At 62.8% G+C, this 18541-nt stretch carries 16 protein-coding genes; 10 read left to right on the top strand and 6 right to left on the bottom strand.

Annotated features, from left to right (window positions below):
- Window positions 1-24 precede the first annotated feature (24 nt).
- From uvrC to ABIE18_RS08270, 10 genes are all read left to right on the top strand, one after another.
- Window positions 25-2046, top strand: coding sequence for an excinuclease ABC subunit UvrC (uvrC, locus tag ABIE18_RS08315; protein ID WP_499722209.1), 2022 nt, complete (start codon window positions 25-27; stop codon window positions 2044-2046).
- An 86-nt stretch (window positions 2047-2132) separates the two neighbouring features.
- Entirely contained in the window at window positions 2133-3056 is a 924-nt protein-coding gene (gene rapZ, locus ABIE18_RS08310; protein ID WP_216925792.1) for an RNase adapter RapZ, read from the top strand.
- Entirely contained in the window at window positions 3056-4072 is a 1017-nt protein-coding gene (locus ABIE18_RS08305; RefSeq protein WP_431115202.1) for a uridine diphosphate-N-acetylglucosamine-binding protein YvcK, read from the top strand. The genes rapZ and ABIE18_RS08305 overlap by 1 nt, the downstream gene beginning before the upstream one ends.
- Before the next feature lie 13 nt (window positions 4073-4085).
- Window positions 4086-5066: a DNA-binding protein WhiA gene (gene whiA, locus ABIE18_RS08300; protein WP_018777554.1), complete on the top strand. Its 981-nt coding sequence runs from the start codon at window positions 4086-4088 to the stop codon at window positions 5064-5066.
- Between the two features lie 175 nt (window positions 5067-5241).
- A complete protein-coding gene (locus tag ABIE18_RS08295; protein ID WP_216925790.1) occupies window positions 5242-5865 on the top strand; it encodes a superoxide dismutase in 624 nt (207 codons plus the stop codon).
- A 270-nt stretch (window positions 5866-6135) separates the two neighbouring features.
- Window positions 6136-7146: a type I glyceraldehyde-3-phosphate dehydrogenase gene (gene gap / locus ABIE18_RS08290; protein WP_499722207.1), complete on the top strand. Its 1011-nt coding sequence runs from the start codon at window positions 6136-6138 to the stop codon at window positions 7144-7146.
- Window positions 7147-7155: 9 nt separating this feature from the next.
- The gene (locus tag ABIE18_RS08285; RefSeq protein ID WP_499722206.1) at window positions 7156-8382 is read left to right on the top strand and encodes a phosphoglycerate kinase; all 1227 of its coding nucleotides are present in this window, start codon (window positions 7156-7158) and stop codon (window positions 8380-8382) included.
- A gap of 74 nt (window positions 8383-8456) precedes the next feature.
- The gene (gene tpiA / locus ABIE18_RS08280) at window positions 8457-9272 is read left to right on the top strand and encodes a triose-phosphate isomerase (protein WP_499722205.1); all 816 of its coding nucleotides are present in this window, start codon (window positions 8457-8459) and stop codon (window positions 9270-9272) included.
- A 36-nt stretch (window positions 9273-9308) separates the two neighbouring features.
- A complete protein-coding gene (gene secG, locus ABIE18_RS08275) occupies window positions 9309-9566 on the top strand; it encodes a preprotein translocase subunit SecG (protein ID WP_216925786.1) in 258 nt (85 codons plus the stop codon).
- A 165-nt stretch (window positions 9567-9731) separates the two neighbouring features.
- Complete coding sequence (locus ABIE18_RS08270; RefSeq protein WP_442005392.1) at window positions 9732-10127, top strand: RNA polymerase-binding protein RbpA; 396 nt, start codon at window positions 9732-9734, stop codon at window positions 10125-10127.
- Here the strand turns inward: ABIE18_RS08270 and pgl are convergent.
- Genes pgl through tkt form a run of 6 tightly spaced genes read right to left on the bottom strand, consistent with a single transcriptional unit; the run spans window position 10080 to window position 18303 of the window.
- A complete protein-coding gene (gene pgl / locus ABIE18_RS08265; RefSeq protein ID WP_499722203.1) occupies window positions 10080-10898 on the bottom strand; it encodes a 6-phosphogluconolactonase in 819 nt (272 codons plus the stop codon). The two genes, ABIE18_RS08270 and pgl, sit on opposite strands and share 48 nt — an antisense overlap.
- Entirely contained in the window at window positions 10888-11829 is a 942-nt protein-coding gene (locus tag ABIE18_RS08260; RefSeq protein WP_499722202.1) for a glucose-6-phosphate dehydrogenase assembly protein OpcA, read from the bottom strand. Before ABIE18_RS08260 ends, pgl begins: the two co-directional genes overlap by 11 nt.
- The gene (gene zwf, locus ABIE18_RS08255; RefSeq protein WP_499722201.1) at window positions 11826-13382 is read right to left on the bottom strand and encodes a glucose-6-phosphate dehydrogenase; all 1557 of its coding nucleotides are present in this window, start codon (window positions 13380-13382) and stop codon (window positions 11826-11828) included. The genes ABIE18_RS08260 and zwf overlap by 4 nt, the downstream gene beginning before the upstream one ends.
- 15 nt (window positions 13383-13397) lie before the next feature.
- Window positions 13398-15029 carry a phosphoglucose isomerase-related protein gene (locus ABIE18_RS08250; RefSeq protein ID WP_499722199.1) on the bottom strand — a complete coding sequence of 544 codons (1632 nt, stop codon included), beginning with the start codon at window positions 15027-15029 and terminating at the stop codon, window positions 13398-13400.
- A 6-nt stretch (window positions 15030-15035) separates the two neighbouring features.
- Window positions 15036-16154 carry a transaldolase gene (tal, locus tag ABIE18_RS08245; protein ID WP_499722198.1) on the bottom strand — a complete coding sequence of 373 codons (1119 nt, stop codon included), beginning with the start codon at window positions 16152-16154 and terminating at the stop codon, window positions 15036-15038.
- Between the two features lie 22 nt (window positions 16155-16176).
- Window positions 16177-18303 carry a transketolase gene (gene tkt, locus ABIE18_RS08240; protein WP_477521541.1) on the bottom strand — a complete coding sequence of 709 codons (2127 nt, stop codon included), beginning with the start codon at window positions 18301-18303 and terminating at the stop codon, window positions 16177-16179.
- Window positions 18304-18541: the final 238 nt, after the last annotated feature.

The following is an 18541-nucleotide window of genomic DNA, read 5'->3' as shown; positions in this document are numbered from 1 at the left end:
GGTCCGGTTCACTAGACTGGAATCGTGGCAAATCCAGCAAGTTACCGGCCCCAGACGGGTGAAATTCCCACCACCCCGGGCGTCTACCGTTTCCGCGACCCCCACGGCCGGGTCATCTATGTGGGCAAAGCCAAGAACCTCCGTTCCAGGCTGAATTCCTACTTTGCCAACCCCTCGGGGCTTCTACCCAAGACGCATGCCATGGTCCATGCCGCGAGCAGCGTGGAGTGGACGGTGGTAGGCAGCGAGTTGGAGTCGCTACAGCTGGAGTACACCTGGATCAAGGAATTCAAGCCGCGTTTCAACGTGGTCTTCCGGGACGACAAGACTTATCCCTACTTGGCCGTCACCATGGGGGAGAAGTACCCCAGGGTGCAGGTCATGCGTGGCGAGCGCAAGAAGGGCACCAGGTATTTTGGCCCCTACACGGCGGGCGCCATCCGGGAAACCATGGACACCCTGCTTCGCGTGTTCCCGGTCCGCAGCTGCAGCGCAGGCGTCCTCAAGCGGGCACAAGCCAGTGGACGCCCCTGCCTTCTGGGCTACATCGACAAATGCGCAGCACCCTGCGTCGGCCGCGTGACGCCGGAGGAGCACCGCCAACTTGCCGAGGACTTCTGCGCTTTCATGGGCGGGGAAGCCAAGCGCTTCATTAACCGGCTTGAAAAGGACATGGCGGCCGCCGTGGCGGAGCTCGACTATGAGCGCGCCGCACGGCTCAGGGACGACATCATCGCTCTGCGCAAGGTCTTCGAACGCAACGCCGTAGTCCTCGCGGAGGATACGGACGCCGACGTCTTCGCGCTGCATGAAGACGAGCTCGAGGCCTCCGTGCAGGTGTTCCACGTGCGCGGCGGCCGGGTCCGTGGACAGCGTGGTTGGGTGGTGGAGAAAGTTGAAGACGCCACGACGCCGGAACTCATCGAGCACCTGCTGCAGCAGGTCTACGGGGAAGACAGCGAGGTCCAGGGCCGCATCCCCCGGGAAGTACTCGTTCCCGAGAATCCGAGCAACCATGCCGAGCTGAGTGAATGGCTGGGCGGGCTACGCGGGGCAAAGGTGGATATCCGTGTGCCCCAGCGAGGTGACAAGGCTGCGCTCATGTCAACAGTCCGGGAGAATGCCGAGCAGGCGCTGAAGCTGCACAAGACCCGCCGCGCCGGGGATATCACCGTCCGCTCGCTGGCCCTTCAGGAGCTTCAGGAGGCCCTTGAGCTTCCGGTTCCGCTGCTGCGGATCGAATGCTTCGATATCTCGCACGTCCAAGGAACCAACGTGGTGGCGTCCATGGTGGTGGTGGAAGATGGCTTGCCCAAGAAGTCCGATTACCGCAAGTTCTCCATCACGGGAGCGGCCGCAGCCGATGATACCGCCGCCATGCACGATGTCTTGACTCGCCGTTTCCGTCACTACCTCACTGACAAGGCCGCCCAGGTGCCTGTCTCCGGCGAAATCATCAACCCAACCCGTGCGGGCACCGCCGCAGCTGCCAATGGAACTGAAGCGCCGCCGTCGGACCCCACCATGCCGGCCCCCAAAGCCAAGTTCGCGTACCCGCCCAACCTGGTGGTGGTGGACGGTGGGCAGCCGCAGGTCAATGCTGCAGCGCGTGCTTTGGCTGAGTTGGGCATCGACGACGTCTACGTGGTTGGCCTGGCGAAGCGCCTTGAAGAAGTCTGGCTTCCCAACAGCGACTTCCCGGTGATCCTTCCGCGGACGTCGCAGGGCTTGTACCTGCTCCAGCGCATCCGCGATGAAGCCCACCGCTTCGCCATCACCTTCCATCGGCAAAAGCGCGGCAAGGCCATGACAGTCTCTGCCCTGGACGGCGTTCCGGGCCTGGGGGAGGCCAAACGCAAGGCTTTGGTGGCACATTTTGGCTCCCTCAAGAAGATCCGGGCGGCCAGTGTGGAGGAACTCACCTCCGCCAAGGGCATCGGTCCGGCGTTGGCAGCTGCAGTCGTGCAGCATCTGGGTTCCAGCGAAGACGCAGGAGAAGCCGCTCCTGCGGTGAACATGACGACCGGCGAAATCCTCGAATCTTAGCTAGGGTAAGAACTTGACCGGTGGCCGCAACTGCGATGCCACCGGTCAGGCTGTAACAACCACTTCCAAGGAAACGGGGACCACTGATGGATGAGGCAACGGCAGGAGCCGGCGCGGAGCAGGACGGACTAACGCCCGTCAAGCCGGCGGAGGCGGAACTGCTGGTGGTTACCGGCATGTCGGGGGCGGGCCGCAGTACCGCTTCGGACGCCCTGGAGGACCACGGTTGGTACGTTGTAGACAACCTTCCTCCCCAGATGCTTGGCACCTTGGCGGAAATCGTCTCGCACGCGCCTAAATCCATCCCCAAGCTGGCCGTAGTGGTGGATGTCCGAAGCAAGGACCTCTTTACTGACATCCAGACCGCCCTGGGCGCCTTGAGCGCCACTGGCATCACGTTCCGGGTACTGTTCCTCGATGCCAGCGATGAAGTCCTGGTCCGCCGCTTCGAACAAGGCCGGCGTCCGCATCCGCTGCAGGGCGGTGGACGGATCCTTGACGGAATCGGCATAGAGCGTGAGGTCCTGCGCGAACTGCGGGAGCATGCCGACGTCGTCTTGGACACCAGTGAGTTCAACGTGCACGGCCTTGCAACAGCCATCACTGAGTTGTTCAGCGATACCGGACCTGTGACGCTCCGGCTGAATGTCATGAGTTTTGGATTCAAGTACGGCCTGCCCGTAGACGCCAACTTCGTGGCCGACGCCCGTTTCATTCCCAACCCGCACTGGGTGCCGCAACTTCGTCCCCACACAGGATTGGATGAGGACGTCAGCGACTACGTGCTCTCCGCTGATGGGGTCCAGGAGTTTGTCGACCGTTACGTCAAAGCCCTGGAACCGGTCCTGGACGGCTACCGCCAGGAGAACAAGCATTACGCCACCCTGGCTGTGGGATGCACCGGTGGCAAGCACCGTTCGGTGGCAGTCGCCGTCGAGCTCTCCAAACGCCTTGCGCAATATCCGCGCGTTACGGTGACAACCACGCACCGCGACCTGGGGCGTGAGTAATGGGAGTCCTTACGGGTCCGTTGCCCCTCATCCCGCCGAAGGGCGTTCCGGGCAGCCAGCAAAACAAAAGTCCTTCCGTGGTGGCCCTCGGCGGCGGGCACGGACTGGCGGCTTCGCTCTCCGCACTTCGCCTGTTGACGTCAGAACTGACGGCGATCGTCACGGTAGCTGACGACGGCGGCTCCTCCGGGCGCCTACGGGACGAGTACGGCGTCCTCCCGCCCGGTGACCTGCGGATGGCGCTCAGTGCACTCTGCGACGACACCGATTGGGGCCGGACATGGCGGGACGTCATGCAGCACCGCTTCACTGCAGGAACCGCCAAGGGCGGTTCCCTGGACCACCACGCGATGGGCAACCTGCTCATCGTCACGCTCTGGGAGCTGCTGGGGGATACCGTGGCCGGCCTCAAATGGGCCGGGGCGTTGCTTGGTGCGCGCGGCCAGGTACTGCCGATGTCCAGTGTGCCTTTGACCATTGAGGGCCAGGCCCGGGTGGAATTGCCCGGCGGGGGACATGAACTGCAGACCGTCAGCGGACAGGCGAAGTGCGCCGTTGCCGGAAAACTGGAGGAAGTGCGGCTGCTGCCCGAGGACGCCCGAGCCTGCACTGAGGCACTCACCGCGATCGAGCTCGCCGACTGGGTCATCCTCGGCCCAGGGTCCTGGTACACATCGGTATTGCCCCATTTGTTGCTCCCGGAGCTTCGGCAGGCCTTGGGCGATACCGCAGCCAAGCGCTGCCTCACCATGAATCTTGACGTCGAAACCAAGGAAACGTCCGGCATGACGGCGGCCGACCACTTGGATGTCCTGCGACGCTATGCGCCGGAGTTCAGCGTCGACGTCGTACTCGCCGATCCCTCCGCGATCCAGGACCTGAAGGCCTTTGAGAAAGCAGCGGGGATGATCGGTGCGGAAGTGGTGTTGGGTAGAGTAGGGGCTTCGAGGCGCCGCCCTGTCCATGATCCACTGCTCTTGGCAGCGGCGTACCACGATATTTTCGGGAACAGTTAGGAATACACACGCGATGGCACTTACCGCGTCGGTCAAGGACGAACTGTCCCGGCTGGACATCAAGAAATCTTCAGTCCGTAAAGCTGAGGTTTCGGCGATGCTCCGCTTTGCAGGGGGCTTGCATATTATTTCGGGACGAATCGTCATCGAGGCTGAGGTGGACCTGGCCTCCACTGCCCGGCGTCTGCGCGCCGCGATTGCCGAGGTTTACGGACACCAGAGCGAGATCATCGTGGTCTCAGGTGGCGGCCTGCGCCGCGGTAGCCGCTACGTGGTCCGTGTTGTCCGCGATGGCGAAGCCCTGGCCCGCCAAACAGGACTCCTGGACGGTCGCGGCCGCCCGGTACGCGGCCTGCCTTCCGTAGTCGTCAATGGGTCCGCGGCCGATGCCGAAGCCGTCTGGCGCGGAGCTTTCCTGGCCCATGGGTCCCTCACCGAACCAGGACGGTCTTCGTCCCTGGAAGTAACCTGTCCCGGGCCGGAGTCCGCACTTGCACTGGTGGGTGCCGCCCGCCGGCTGGGCATACAAGCCAAGGCCCGCGAAGTCCGCGGCGTAGACCGCGTGGTTATCCGCGACGGTGACACGATCGCCGCGCTCCTTACCCGGATGGGTGCACATGACGCCTTGATGGTCTGGGAGGAGCGGCGCATGCGCAAGGAAGTCCGGGCCACCGCCAACAGGCTGGCCAACTTTGATGACGCCAATCTGCGCCGCTCGGCGCAGGCTGCCGTAGCGGCCGGCGCCAGGGTGGACCGCGCGCTTGAAATCCTGGGCGACGATGTTCCGGATCACCTGAAGTACGCAGGGGAACTCCGGGTCGCCCACAAGCAGGCAAGCCTGGACGAACTGGGCCGCCTTGCCGACCCCCCCATGACCAAGGACGCCATTGCCGGCCGGATCCGTCGTTTGCTCGCGATGGCCGACAAACGCGCCCTGGATCTCGGAATTCCGGGTACGGAAGCAAATGTGACTCCGGAAATGATGGACGAGTAGTTCCCGCCCATAGAATCGAGAACGTGTGGAGGAAATACTGCGAGGTCGCGGCGGGTTGTTCCCGTTGGTGGCAGGAGCAAGCTTCTTCCCCAAGGATTTCCGGCTGGCCTGCCGGCCGGATGAACACAACGAGAGTTACCAAACCGGACTTCGGTCCATTACATTGGAGGATTTCGTGACAGAGTACGTTCTGCCCGAGCTCGGCTACGACTACGCAGCTCTTGAGCCGCACATTTCGGCGAAGATCATGGAGCTGCATCACAGCAAGCACCACGCTGCCTACGTTGCAGGCGCCAACAACGCCCTCAAGCAGCTCGCTGAAGCCCGCGAATCGGGTGACTTCGCCAACATCAACCGCCTCTCCAAGGACCTCGCGTTCCACACCGGCGGACACATCAACCACTCCGTGTTCTGGAACAACATCTCCCCGGACGGCGGCGACAAGCCTGAGGGCGAACTCGCAGCCGCCATCGAGGACGCTTTCGGTTCGTTTGACGCTTTCCGTGCCCAGTTCACCGCTGCCGCACTGGGTCTGCAGGGTTCCGGTTGGGCCTTCCTGGCGTACGAGCCCATCGGTGGCAACCTCGTCATCGAGCAGCTCTACGATCAGCAGGGCAACGTCGCCGTTGGCACCACCCCGCTGCTCATGCTGGACATGTGGGAGCACGCGTTCTACCTGGATTACGTCAACGTCAAGGCCGACTACGTCAAGGCATTCTGGAACATCGCCAACTGGGCAGATGTCGCCAAGCGCTTCGAAGCAGCCCGCGCCAACGCTACGGGCCTCATCGTTCTGTAGCTGGTGAGGCCCGGTTCACGTTGATGTAACAAAAGTCACATTAACGGTGAAATGGGACCAAATACTGGAAAGCCTGCCCCCGCAGTTGCGGGGGCAGGCTTAGTTAAACGTAAGATGGGTCACGGAAGGCGGTTAGCCTTCAGCAACGTGGCTGGTCGCCCTCCGATCTGATAATCACCTCTGCCCAATGACGTGCGGGGTCTGTTAGTTGGAAATATTGATCCGACTCACTAGGCGTGCTTGCAAGAGCACCAAGGAGATTGACACATAGTGACCACCCGTATTGGTATCAACGGCTTCGGCCGCATCGGCCGTAACTACTTCCGCGCAGCACTGGCCCAGGGCGCAGACCTTGAGATCGTCGCAGTCAACGACCTCACCAGCCCCGAGACCCTCGCCCACCTCCTGAAGTACGACTCCGTCGGTGGCCGTCTGACCCAGTCCGTGGAAGTCAAAGAGGGCAACCTCGTTGTTAATGGCGAGTCCATCACGGTCCTTGCTGAACGCGATCCCGCAAACCTTCCCTGGGGCGAGCTCGGCGTGGACATCGTCATCGAATCCACCGGGTTCTTCACCAAGGCAGCAGCTGCACAGAAGCACATCGACGCCGGCGCCAAGAAGGTTCTCATCTCGGCACCTGCCAGCGACGAAGACATCACCATCGTCATGGGCGTGAACCACGAGCTCTACGATCCCGCGGCCCACCACATCATTTCCAACGCATCCTGCACCACCAACTGCCTTGGCCCGCTGGCCAAGGTTGTCAACGACGCCTTCGGCATCGAGCGTGGCCTGATGACCACGGTTCACGCCTACACGGCTGACCAGAACCTGCAGGACGGCCCCCACAGCGACCTCCGCCGTGCCCGCGCTGCCGCCATCAACATGGTCCCTACCTCCACAGGTGCCGCAAAGGCCATCGGCCTGGTCCTGCCGGAGCTCAAGGGCAAGCTCGATGGCTACGCCATCCGCGTTCCCGTCCCCACCGGTTCCGCCACGGACCTCACGGTCACTGTTTCCCGCGAAGTTACGGTCCAGGAAGTCAACGCCGCAGTCAAGGCTGCCGCAGAGTCCGATCAGTTCGCCGGCATCCTGAGCTACACGGATGCTCCCATTGTCTCCTCGGATATCGTTGGCGACCCCGCTTCCTCGATCTTCGACTCCGGCCTGACCAAGGTCATCGGCAACCAGGTCAAGGTTGTTTCCTGGTATGACAACGAGTGGGGCTACTCCAACCGCCTCGTCGACCTCACGGAGCTCGTCGCATCCAAGCTGGGCTAGGGTAGACACATGACATCTCACACCCTCAACGAACTCATCGCTGAAGGTGTCCGCGGGCGGTACATTCTGGTCAGAAGTGACCTTAATGTGCCGCTCGACGGCTCTACAGTGACCGACGACGGCCGCATCAAGGCCTCCCTCCCGGTCCTTAAGAAGCTCTCGGACGCCGGTGCCCGTGTGCTCGTAACCGCCCACCTCGGCCGCCCCAAGGGCGCCACTGAGGAAAAGTACTCTTTGAAGCCCGCTGCGAGCCGCCTTGCGGAACTTGCGGACTTCAACGTCCAATTGGCTGCTGATACCGTTGGCGACTCCGCCAAGGAGCTGGCAGCTGCATTGCAGGATGGCGAAGTACTCATCTTGGAAAACGTGCGTTTCGACGCCCGCGAGACCAGCAAGAACGACGCCGAGCGTGGCGCATTCGCTGACGAGCTGGTTGCCCTCACGGGTGACAACGGCGCGTTCGTGGACGATGCCTTCGGCGCGGTCCACCGCAAGCACGCCAGTGTCTACGACGTCGCAACGCGGCTGCCGTCTTACCTCGGCGACCTCGTGCACACCGAGGTGGAAGTTCTCCGGAAGCTCACCGCAGACACCCAGCGGCCTTACGTCGTTGTCCTGGGCGGTTCCAAAGTCTCGGACAAGCTGGCAGTCATCGACAACCTTCTTGGCAAGGCAGATACCATCCTGGTTGGTGGCGGCATGCTGTTCACCTTCCTGGCCGCCGAAGGCCACAAGGTAGCCGGCAGCCTCTTGGAAGAAGACCAGATTCCTGTGGTACAGGACTACCTCAAGCGTGCGGCTGACGCCGGTACGTCGTTCGTGATTCCTACGGACGTCGTGGTTGCAAGCCGTTTCGCGGCGGATGCCGAGCACGAAGTCGTCCGCGCGGATGCCATCGAGGAAAGCTCCTTTGGTGCCTCCGGCATTGGACTGGACATTGGGCCCGAATCAGCATCCGCTTTTGCGGCGCAGATCGAAGGAGCCAAGACCGTCTTCTGGAACGGCCCCATGGGCGTCTTCGAATTCGAGGCATTCTCCAGCGGCACGCGGGCAATCGCGCAGGCCCTGACTGACACTGTGGCCTTCACAGTGGTTGGTGGCGGCGACTCGGCCGCAGCAGTAAGGACCCTCGGCTTCGAGGATTCCCAGTTTGGCCACATCTCCACCGGTGGTGGGGCCAGCCTGGAATATCTTGAAGGCAAGGAACTTCCGGGCCTCAGCGTCCTGGACCGCTAAACAGCAAGCCGGCCGGCAGGACGCCCACGCGTCCTGCCGGCTGTTCCATTTATCAACGCATTCTTGGAGTTCATGTGACTACCTCTGCCAACGGCAACTTTGTCCGAAAGCCCTTCATCGCAGGCAACTGGAAGATGAACATGGACCATGTCCAGGGCATCACCTTGCTACAGAAGCTCGCCTGGACCCTCTCGGACGCCAAGCATGATTACAACCGCGTAGAGGTTGCCGTCTTCCCGCCGTTCACTGATCTCCGCGGCGTTCAGACGCTCGTACAGGGCGACGAACTTGACGTTGTTTACGGCGGCCAGGACCTGTCCCAGTTCGATTCCGGAGCCTATACCGGTGACATCTCCGGCCAGTTCCTCAGCAAGCTGGGCTGCGCATACGTTTTGGTAGGGCACAGTGAACGCCGGACCATCCACAACGAGTCCGACGACGTCCTGAACGCCAAAGTCAAAGCGGCGTTCCGCCACGGTGTCACACCGGTCCTTTGTGTCGGTGAAGGCCTCGAAATCCGTCAGGCCGGAACACACGTGGAGCACACGCTTACCCAGCTGCGCGCCGGCGTCGAAGGCCTCACGCCGGAACAGGCCGCTGAGCTTGTGGTCGCCTATGAGCCCGTGTGGGCTATCGGAACCGGTGAAGTTGCAGGTCCGGACGATGCACAGGAAATGTGTGCTGCCATCCGCGCCGAACTTGCCAAGCTCTTCGACGATGGCGTGGCTGAAAAGACGCGCCTTCTGTACGGAGGCTCCGTCAAGGCAAACAACGCTGCCGCCATCATGGCAGAAAACGATGTTGACGGCCTGCTTGTGGGTGGCGCCAGTCTGGACCCAGCTGAGTTTGCTAACATTGTCAGGTTCGAGAGCCACCTCGTCACGGACTAGTCCGGCTCCCGTTTTCCGCTTCTTCGAAAGGCCGTCGTGGACGTTCTTCATGTCATTCTGCAGATCCTGCTGGGCGTAACCAGCCTTCTGCTGACGCTGCTCATTCTTCTCCACAAAGGACGTGGAGGCGGTTTGTCCGACATGTTCGGTGGAGGCATGAGCTCCGGATTGAGCTCGTCCGGCGTCGCTGAGCGGAACCTGAACCGCTTCACCATCATTCTTGGTGTCACGTGGGGAGTCGTCATCATCGGCCTGGGCCTGATCATGCGCTTCACCTCGGGTGGCGATTCCTAATAGTTCGCGCAGGAAGGCTCCTCCAAGGGAGCCTTCCTTGCACTTCTGAATCAATCGGCGCCAAACACCAGTGCCGCCGTCGTACCCCTCGCATTAGACTGGGCCTGTTGGCTGTAAGGCCTACGGGCCGTGACGGCCAACCACCGAGTCGCTAGGGGTTCGAAAATGGTTCATGGCACGCCTGGTTACCGGGGCACCCGCGTTGGTGTAGCACTCGGATCTGCTCCTCGACATCAAAGCGACCACGGCGATGGAGAACAACTGCCGCGTATTCGTGTCCCGTATTGGTGCGCCAAGGGACACGAGACGCGGCTTGTTTTCCTTAAACTGCCGGACGAACAAATACCCAAGAACTGGGACTGTCCCAAGTGCGGCCTCCTTGCATCGAGAGACCCAGGCCAGGTGGCGGAAACCCGGCCGGAAGACGACCTTTTCAAGTCCCACTTGGATTACGTTAAAGAAAGACGCTCCAGCCAGGACGCCGAAATCGTCCTGGCCGGAGCGTTGGAGCGGTTACGCGCCCGCGGGGTCCTTCCGGACCAACTGCTGGGGGACACGTGACGCTGCGTTCTCGTCGATGAGCCACAGGGTCCTGGAGCGCCCAACCGGGCCCGCTGCGGGGACCTGAACAGGGTTGGCGCCTGCCAGGGCAAGGCCCACCGCACCGGCCTTGTCCTCGCCCGCTACTACCATCCAGATTTCCTGCGCCGTGTTGATGGCCGGCAAAGTCAAGGAAATGCGCGACGGCGGCGGCTTGGGTGAGTTTTCGACGCCCACCACCGTACGGTTCTTCTCCCTGATGGCTGCCTGCTCCGGGAAAAGGGAAGCGACGTGGGCGTCTGGACCAACACCGAGCAGCAGTACGTCGAAGCGCGGCAAGATACCGGGCTCCTCCGGACGGGTATCGGACATGTCAGCTGCATGCTCTGCCTCTGCTGCTGCCTTCAGCCTGTCGGCATAGTCAGCCGCAGCGTCGTCAGCCGATGCGAACTCGTCCGAAGAACCGGGCTCATGGACCCGGGCAGGGTCGACCGGCAGGTGAGTGAGCAGGGCCTGGTGTGCCTGGCGGGTGTTGCGGTCATCGCTGCCTGCTGCAACAAAGCGCTCATCACCCCACCAGAAGTTCACCTTTGACCAGTCGACAGCTGGTGCCGCAGCGGAATCCGCCACCGCTTTCAGGGTGCCGATCCCGACAGTTCCTCCTGTCAGGACCACCGTGGCCTCACCGTGCTTGTCCTGGACATCCACAAGCTTGGTGATAAGGCGGGCCGCAATGGCTGCCATGAGCACCTTGGAATCGGGGTGGATGCTTACTCTGGGCTCAGCGTGCACTGGTCTGGACTCTCCTCTGACTGGTTAATGGCAGTCCCATCGTAATCACTTCTCCGAAGACTTCGTCGGGGTCCAGCCGGCGGAGTTCTTCGGCGAGGCAATCCTTCAGGCTGCGCCGGGGGAGGGTGATGCGCTGTGCAGGCTGGCCGGGCTGCGTTAGCTCGGCCACGGACAATCCGGGGCGGAAAAGCTGGACGTCACCGCTGGCACGCGTCATGCGGACGCGGCGGATGCCAGTACCCGCCGGATCGGCAACGATCGTCACCGGCGCCTTCAGGGCAAGGCCCAGCCAGGCTGCGAGGAGCAAGGTGCTGGGAGAGTCCGAAGCACCCTCCACCGCTACAGCCGAGACGGGATCGCTGTCCACTTGGTCGAACACGGCAGCAAGCTGCATGCGCCAGTTGGTCAGGCGGGTCCATGCGAGGTCTGTGTCGCCCGCCTTGTATGTCCGGCGAATGTTCTCCAGCGCCTGGGTGGGGTCGGGCTCGTTGGCCGAGTCCGTGATGCGGCGGTGTGCGATGCGGCCGATGGACGTCTCGCAGGCGCTTTCCGGTGCGCCGTGCGGCCACCAGGCCACAATCGGTGCATCCGGAAGCAGGAGGCCTGCTACCAAGGATTCACTTTCGTGGGCCATGTGGCCGAACCCTCGGAGGACGATGACTTCGGAAGCACCGGCGTCGCCGCCAACGCGGATCTGCGCGTCAAGCCGGTCCGGTGCCTCAACCCCGGCATCGGCAAGCACGATGATGCGGCAGGGGTGTTCGCGGCTGGCCTCGTTGGCCGCCTCGATGGCGTCTTCTTCCTGCCCGGACTTCGTGACAACCACCAGCGTCAGCACCCGGCCCAGGGCGATCACGCCACCCTGTTCCCGCAGCGACATGATCTTCTTGGAGATCTTGGAGGTGGTTGTGTCGGGAAGATCTACGATCATGGCCTTCTCCAGGTTCGTCCATCGCGGGCAAGTAGTTCATCGGCTGAAGCCGGTCCCCAGCTACCGGGTGCGTACGGTTGCGGTTGTTCTTCCAGGGCCGCCCAGTACTCTTCGAACGGGTCCAGGATCTTCCAGGACAGCTCGACTTCCTGGTGGCGCGGGAAGAGCGGCGGTTCGCCCAGAAGTACGTCCAGGATGAGCCGTTCGTAGGCTTCGGGGCTGGACTCGGTAAACGAGTGGCCGTAGCCGAAGTCCATCGTGACGTCGCGGACCTCCATCTGCGTGCCCGGGACCTTGGACCCAAACCGGATCGTGGCACCCTCGTCAGGCTGAACACGGATCACCACGGCGTTCTGGCCGAAGTCGTCATCGTTGTGGTCCCGGAACAGCAGGTTCGGTGCACGCTTGAACACCACGGCGATCTCGGTCACTCGACGGCCCAGGCGCTTACCGGCCCGCAGGTAGAACGGCACACCGTTCCAGCGGCGGGTGTTGATGTCCACGCGGATCGCAGCATACGTTTCGGTCTTGGAATCAGCCGGAATACCGTCCTCATCCAAGTACCCCAGTACCTCTTCGCCGCCCTGCCAGCCACCGGTAAACTGTCCCCGGGCCGAATGGGTGGACAGGTCATCGGGCAGCTTAACGGCCGCGAGGACCTTTTCCTTCTCGGCACGCAGGTCATCGGCGTTGAACGAAATAGGCTCTTCCATCGCTGTCAAGGCCAGGAGCTGCAGCAGGTGGTTCTGGATGACGTCACGGGCCGCGCCCACGCCGTCGTAATAGCCGGCACGGCCGCCGGTACCGATGTCCTCGGCCATGGTGATCTGGACATGGTCAACGTAGTTGGCATTCCAGAGAGGTTCAAACAACTGGTTTGCGAAGCGCAGCGCCAGGATGTTCTGCACCGTCTCCTTGCCCAGATAATGGTCAATGCGGAACACTGCATCCGGCGGGAACACTGACTCGACGATGTCGTTGAGCTGGCGGGCGGACTCGAGGTCGTGACCGAAAGGCTTTTCGATGACCACGCGGCGCCATTGCCCGGGCTTCGCCTGCGCCAGGCCATGCTTGGACAGCTGGCGACAGACCTGCTCGAACGCCTTGGGCGGGATGGAGAGGTAGAAGCCATGGTTGCCGCGCGTGCCGCGGGTCTCGTCCAGCTCCTCCAGCACGTCTCCGAGTCGCTCAAAGGCGTCGTCGTCGTCGAATTCGCCCTGAACGAAACGGATGCCCGAAGCCAACTGTTCCCAGACAGCTTCGTCAAACTTGGTCCGTGCATGGGCCTTGACGTTCTCTTTCACCTCCGCAGCGAAATCGGCGTTGTCCCACTCACGGCGTCCGAATCCAACCAAGGCAAAGCTCGGCGGAAGCAGGCCGCGGTTGGCAAGGTCATAGACCGCAGGCATGAGTTTCTTACGGGCGAGGTCGCCGGTGACTCCGAAGAACACCAACGAGGACGGCCCGGCGATGCGGTTCAGGCGCCGGTCCCGCGGATCCCGCAAGGGGTTCCGCAGGCCGGCGTTCTTCCTGCCGTTTTCAGTTTCTGGCATGTTTGGTTTTGTGCCTTAGCTTTCGAGTGCGCTGGCCTGGCCGGCCAGCGCAGCGACGACTTCCTGGAGCTGGGCTACGCCGGCAGCACGCTCGGTGAGGTGCAGGCGCAACACGGGACGGCCATGGCCTTCCAGGACCTGGGCATCGCCCGAGGCCTGTGCAGCAATGAGCTCCCCGAACGTGAAGGGGCGGTCAGGAATGTCCAGATCCAAAGACGATGCTGCGGTGATCTGAAGGAACACACCAATAGCGGGACCGCCCTTGTGGAACTGTCCTGTGGAATGCAGGAACCGCGGGCCCCAGCCGAACGTCACCGGACGGCCGGAGACAGCGGCGAGTTCGTCACGGATGCCTTCAAGGGGCGCATGGGAGATGCGGTCCAGGTAAGCCTGGACGCTCAGGTAACCGTCAGAGCCGAGCTGGGCCAGAAGTGCCTGCACGGCTTCGGCTGCGGTGGAAGCGCTACCGAGCCATTCGCCGCCGCGAACTTCCACGACGCCGTCGGTGAACGCGGCTGGAGTGGGCTCGGGGCGGGCATCCAGCAGGCCGCGCGCGGCCACTTTGGCAGCCTCGACGTCGGGCTGGTCAAACGGGTTGATGCCCAGGAGGCGGCCTGCAACGGCGGTCGCGAATTCCCAGAGGAACATCTGGGAGGCCAGGCCACCTGCGATGGCAACTTCGTTTTCACGAAGTTCGACGTCGGCGTCCGCACTAACCAGCCGGACCACCAGGACATCCTCGGCGCCGCCAAGGGCCTCGGGTGACTCCGGGCCCGCGACAACAGGCAACACACCCGTGCCGAGCTTGCCCGTGGACTCCGCGATGAGCTGCTCGGCCCAATCAGCGAAGCCCACAATGCCGGAACCGTCCTCGGCAATGACGATCTTGTTGCGCAGAGGATTGGTAGCGCCCAGGGCAATGCCCAAAGCAAGACCAATGTTGTCCTCCGAATCCTCGTTGAGGATCTCGGCAGCCTCCTCAGCTTCGTCCAGGAAAGCCTGGATGTCCACGCCAGCCAGCCCGCAAGGGACAAGCCCGAACGCCGTAAGAGCAGAGAACCGGCCGCCGACGTTGGGATCGGCGTTGAAGACGGCACGGTAGCCGGCTTCGCGGGATGCCTTGTCCAGCGGAGAACCCGGATCAGTGACGATGATGATTCGACTCTTGGCATCGATACCGGCGTCGTTGAACGCTTTCTCGAACACCCTGCGCTGGGAGTCAGTCTCAACAGTTGAACCGGACTTGGAGGACACCACAATCGCAGTCTCCGCCAACCGGTCCGTCAAAGCAGCGCTGACCTGCTCAGGATCTGTGCTATCCAGCACAGTCAGCTCGACGCCGGCGGTGCCGGCGATGACCTCGGGAGCCAAGGAGGAGCCACCCATGCCACACAGGACAATACGGGAGACGCCCTCGGCGCGGAGAGCATCGCGAAGCTCGAGAATGCCCTCCACCAAAGGTTGCGATACGGCGGCAGCCTCAACCCAGCCCAGACGAATGGCCGACTCGGATTCCGCTTCAGGACCCCACAGCGTGTGGTCTTTGGCGAAAATCCTCGTGGCGACCTTGTCGTCTATCAGGCTGGTGATGTTCTGGGCGATGGCCTGCTGCGCGGCACCGCTGGCGTCGTAGCTGATTGTGCTCATGGTTGGTTAGGAAGCCTTCCGTGCGGTGGCGAGGGCGCCTTCAACGTCGGCCAGGAGTTCCTTCCAGCTGGCCACGAACTTCTCGAGGCCTTCGGACTCAAGCACGGCTACGACGTCGTTGTAGGAGACACCAACGGCTTCGAGTGCGTCGAGGGTCTGGTTCGCTTCTGCGTAGGTGCCCGTGATGGTGTCTCCGGTGACTACGCCGTGATCGAACGTTGCGTCGAGGGTCTTTTCCGGCATGGTGTTGACCACGCCCGGGGCGACGAGTTCGGTGACGTACAGGGTGTCCGGGTAAGCGGGATCCTTGACGCCGGTGGAGGCCCAGAGCGGACGCTGGGGGAGGGCGCCGGCTTCAGCGAGCAAGGCCCAGCGTTCGGTGGAGAACTGCTCTTCGTAGACCTGGTAGGCGAGGCGTGCGTTGGCGACGCCTGCCTTGCCCTTGAGGGCCTTGGCTTCGTCGGTGCCGATGGCGTCCAGGCGCTTGTCGATCTCGGTGTCCACGCGGGAAACGAAGAAGGATGCCACGGAGTGGATTTTGGAGAGGTCGTGGCCGTTGTCCTTGGCCTGCTCCAGGCCGGACTGGAAAGCGTTGATGACTGCGCGGTAGCGCTCCAGGGAGAAGATCAGGGTCACGTTGACGCTGATGCCCTCGGCCAGGGTTGCCGTGATGGCTTCCAGGCCTTCCAGGGTTGCCGGGATCTTGATGTGGACGTTGTCCTTGTTGACCTTGCCATAGAGGTGCTTGGCCTCGGCGATCGTGGCCTGGGTGTCCCACGCCAGGCGGGGATCCACCTCGATGGACACGCGGCCATCCACGCCGTTGGTGGCGGCAGCGATCGGTGCGAACAGATCGCAGGCGTCGGCGACGTCCGTGGTGGTGATCTCGAAGATGGTCTCTTCGACGCTGGCACCGGCCGCGGCCTGCGCGGCGATCGTGGCGTCATAGTCCGTGCCGGTGGTGATGGCGGCGTGGAAAATGGACGGGTTGGTGGTGACACCGACTACGTTCTTTTCGTCGATGAGCTTCTGCAACGTGCCCGTTTCGAGGCGGTTACGGGAAAGGTCGTCGAGCCAGATGGAAACGCCGGCGTCGGAGAGTTGCTGCGTGGGGGTGCTGGTCATTGTTTTCTCCTTGATAGAGGTATCAGGCGCTCAGGCCTGCGAGGGAGTCTTTTGCAGCGGCGGCAACGGCTTCGGCAGTGATGCCGAATTCCTGGAACAACCGCTTGTAGTCTGCTGAGGCACCGAAGTGCTCAAGGGAGACCGAACGTCCGGCGTCACCGACGAATTCGCGCCATCCCAGTGCAAGGCCGGCTTCGACGGAAACGCGTGCCTTCACATCGGCGGGGAGCACGGACTCGCGGTACGCCTCGTCCTGCTTGTTGAACCATTCCACGCACGGCATGGAAACAACGCGGGTGGCGATGCCTTCGGCCTGGAGTGCTTCGCGGGCCGCGACGGCGAGCTGGACCTCGGAGCCCGTGCCGATCAGGATGACCTGCGCGTCAACGGTTTCGCCGTCCTTGGAGGCCTCAGCCAGGACGTAACCACCCTTGGCCACACCAGCGGTGGAACCGAAGGTGTCACCTTCTGCGGTGCCTTCGCCGCGGGCGTAGGTGGGGATGTTCTGGCGGGTCAGCACGATGCCGGCCGGGTTCTCGTGGTTCTCCAGCATCGCCTTCCACGCTGCCGAGACCTCGTTCGCGTCACCGGGGCGGACTACGTCCAGGCCAGGGATGGCACGCAGCGAAGCGAGCTGCTCCACGGGCTGGTGGGTGGGACCATCTTCGCCCAGGCCGATGGAGTCGTGCGTCCATACGTACAAGGACGGCACACCCATCAACGCGCCGAGGCGGATGGCCGGGCGCTGGTAATCCGAGAAGATCAGGAACGTGCCCGAGAACGCACGCGTGCGTCCATGCAGGGAAATGCCGTTCACGATCGACGCAGCTGCGTGCTCACGGATACCGAAGTGCAGGACCCGTCCGTAGGGGTTGCCCTTCCACGCGTCCGTGGAGCGCGAGGTGGGAATGAACGACGGCGAGCCTTCAATCGTGGTGTTGTTGGACTCGGCGAGGTCGGCGGAACCGCCCCACAGCTCAGGAAGAACCGGGCCGATCGCGTTCAGGACCTTGCCCGATGCTGCGCGGGTGGAGACGTCCTTGCCGGCTTCGAACACCGGCAGCGCGGCGTCGATGCCCACGGGAAGCTTTTTGGCCTCAACGCGCTCCAGCAGGGCAGCAGCGTCCGGGTTGGCGGACTGCCAGGCCTCGAACGAGGACTGCCACGCAGCGCGGGATTCCGCGCCACGGTCCAGGACCTTGCGGGCGTGTGCCAGGACCTCTTCGTCAACATCGAAGGACTTGGCGGGATCGAAACCGAGCACGGTCTTCAGTGCTGCGACTTCCTCGGCCCCCAGGGCCGAGCCGTGGATCTTGCCCGTGTTCTGCTTCTTCGGGGCCGGGTAGCCAATGATGGTCCGCAGCGAAATGATGGACGGCTTGTTCGTCTCAGCCTTCGCCGCCAGCAGTGCGGAGTAGAGTTCCTGGACGTCCTCGACGTAGTCCCCGGTCTTGGTCCAGTCCACACGCTGGGTGTGCCAGCCGTAGGCTTCGTAGCGCTTCAGGACATCTTCCGTGAACGCAACGTCGGTATCGTCTTCAATGGAAATGTGGTTCTCGTCGTAGATCACCACGAGGTTGCCCAGCTCCTGGTGGCCAGCCAGCGAGGACGCCTCGGACGTCACGCCTTCCTGGAGGTCGCCGTCGGATGCGATAACCCAGATCGTGTGGTCAAACGGCGACTCACCGGCGGGAGCATCGGCGTCGAACAGGCCGCGCTGGCGGCGCTGGGAGTAAGCGAAACCAACAGCCGAAGCCAGGCCCTGGCCCAACGGGCCGGTAGTGATCTCCACACCCGCGGTGTGCTTGTACTCAGGGTGGCCCGGGGTCAGCGAACCCCAGGTACGGAGTGCTTCGAGGTCCTTCAGTTCCAGGCCGTATCCGGAGAGGAACAGCTGGATGTAAAGCGTCAGTGATGTGTGGCCGGGGGACAGGACGAACCGGTCACGCCCAATCCAGTCAGGGTTCTTCGGGTCATGGCGCATCAGCTTCTGGAACAGCAGGTACGCTGCCGGAGCCAAGCTCATAGCCGTTCCGGGGTGGCCATTTCCAACCTTCTCCACGGCGTCAGCAGCCAACACGCGAACGGTGTCAACCGCCTTCCGGTCCAGATCGGTCCATGACAGTTCTTGCTCTTCCAAATGTGGCACGAAAACCGAGCCCCTCTCTGTGCTGACGGCAGGCGGAAGGACACGGCACGCAGGAAGCACAGGATGGCGCCCGCTGCAATGTGTCTACCAGCCGTTCACCATTGAAACGTTGATCCTTCATCCAGACGCACGGATTATCCGAGAATACGGTTTCCCGGAGTGTCAACGTGTGCTGATCTGCTCAACAGCTTAGCCCCAAACGTGTCCTGAGACTCAGGGAATCCCACTAACTGGACAG

The sequence above is a fragment of the Arthrobacter sp. 2762 genome, from assembly GCF_040548745.1.
Lineage (GTDB): Bacteria > Actinomycetota > Actinomycetes > Actinomycetales > Micrococcaceae > Arthrobacter.
The sequence above is the reverse complement of the archived record's forward strand: the minus strand, read 5'-3'. Positions and strand labels throughout refer to the sequence as shown.

Coding starts and splice junctions, on each gene's coding strand:
- whiA (WP_018777554.1), top strand. CDS start 4,086: ATGGCACTTACCGCGTCGGTCAAGGACGAACTGTCCCGGCTGGACATC.
- ABIE18_RS08270 (WP_442005392.1), top strand. CDS start 9,732: ATGGTTCATGGCACGCCTGGTTACCGGGGCACCCGCGTTGGTGTAGCA.
- ABIE18_RS08285 (WP_499722206.1), top strand. CDS start 7,156: ATGACATCTCACACCCTCAACGAACTCATCGCTGAAGGTGTCCGCGGG.
- zwf (WP_499722201.1), bottom strand. CDS start 13,382: ATGCCAGAAACTGAAAACGGCAGGAAGAACGCCGGCCTGCGGAACCCC.
- rapZ (WP_216925792.1), top strand. CDS start 2,133: ATGGATGAGGCAACGGCAGGAGCCGGCGCGGAGCAGGACGGACTAACG.
- tal (WP_499722198.1), bottom strand. CDS start 16,154: ATGACCAGCACCCCCACGCAGCAACTCTCCGACGCCGGCGTTTCCATC.
- ABIE18_RS08260 (WP_499722202.1), bottom strand. CDS start 11,829: ATGATCGTAGATCTTCCCGACACAACCACCTCCAAGATCTCCAAGAAG.
- ABIE18_RS08250 (WP_499722199.1), bottom strand. CDS start 15,029: ATGAGCACAATCAGCTACGACGCCAGCGGTGCCGCGCAGCAGGCCATC.
- ABIE18_RS08305 (WP_431115202.1), top strand. CDS start 3,056: ATGGGAGTCCTTACGGGTCCGTTGCCCCTCATCCCGCCGAAGGGCGTT.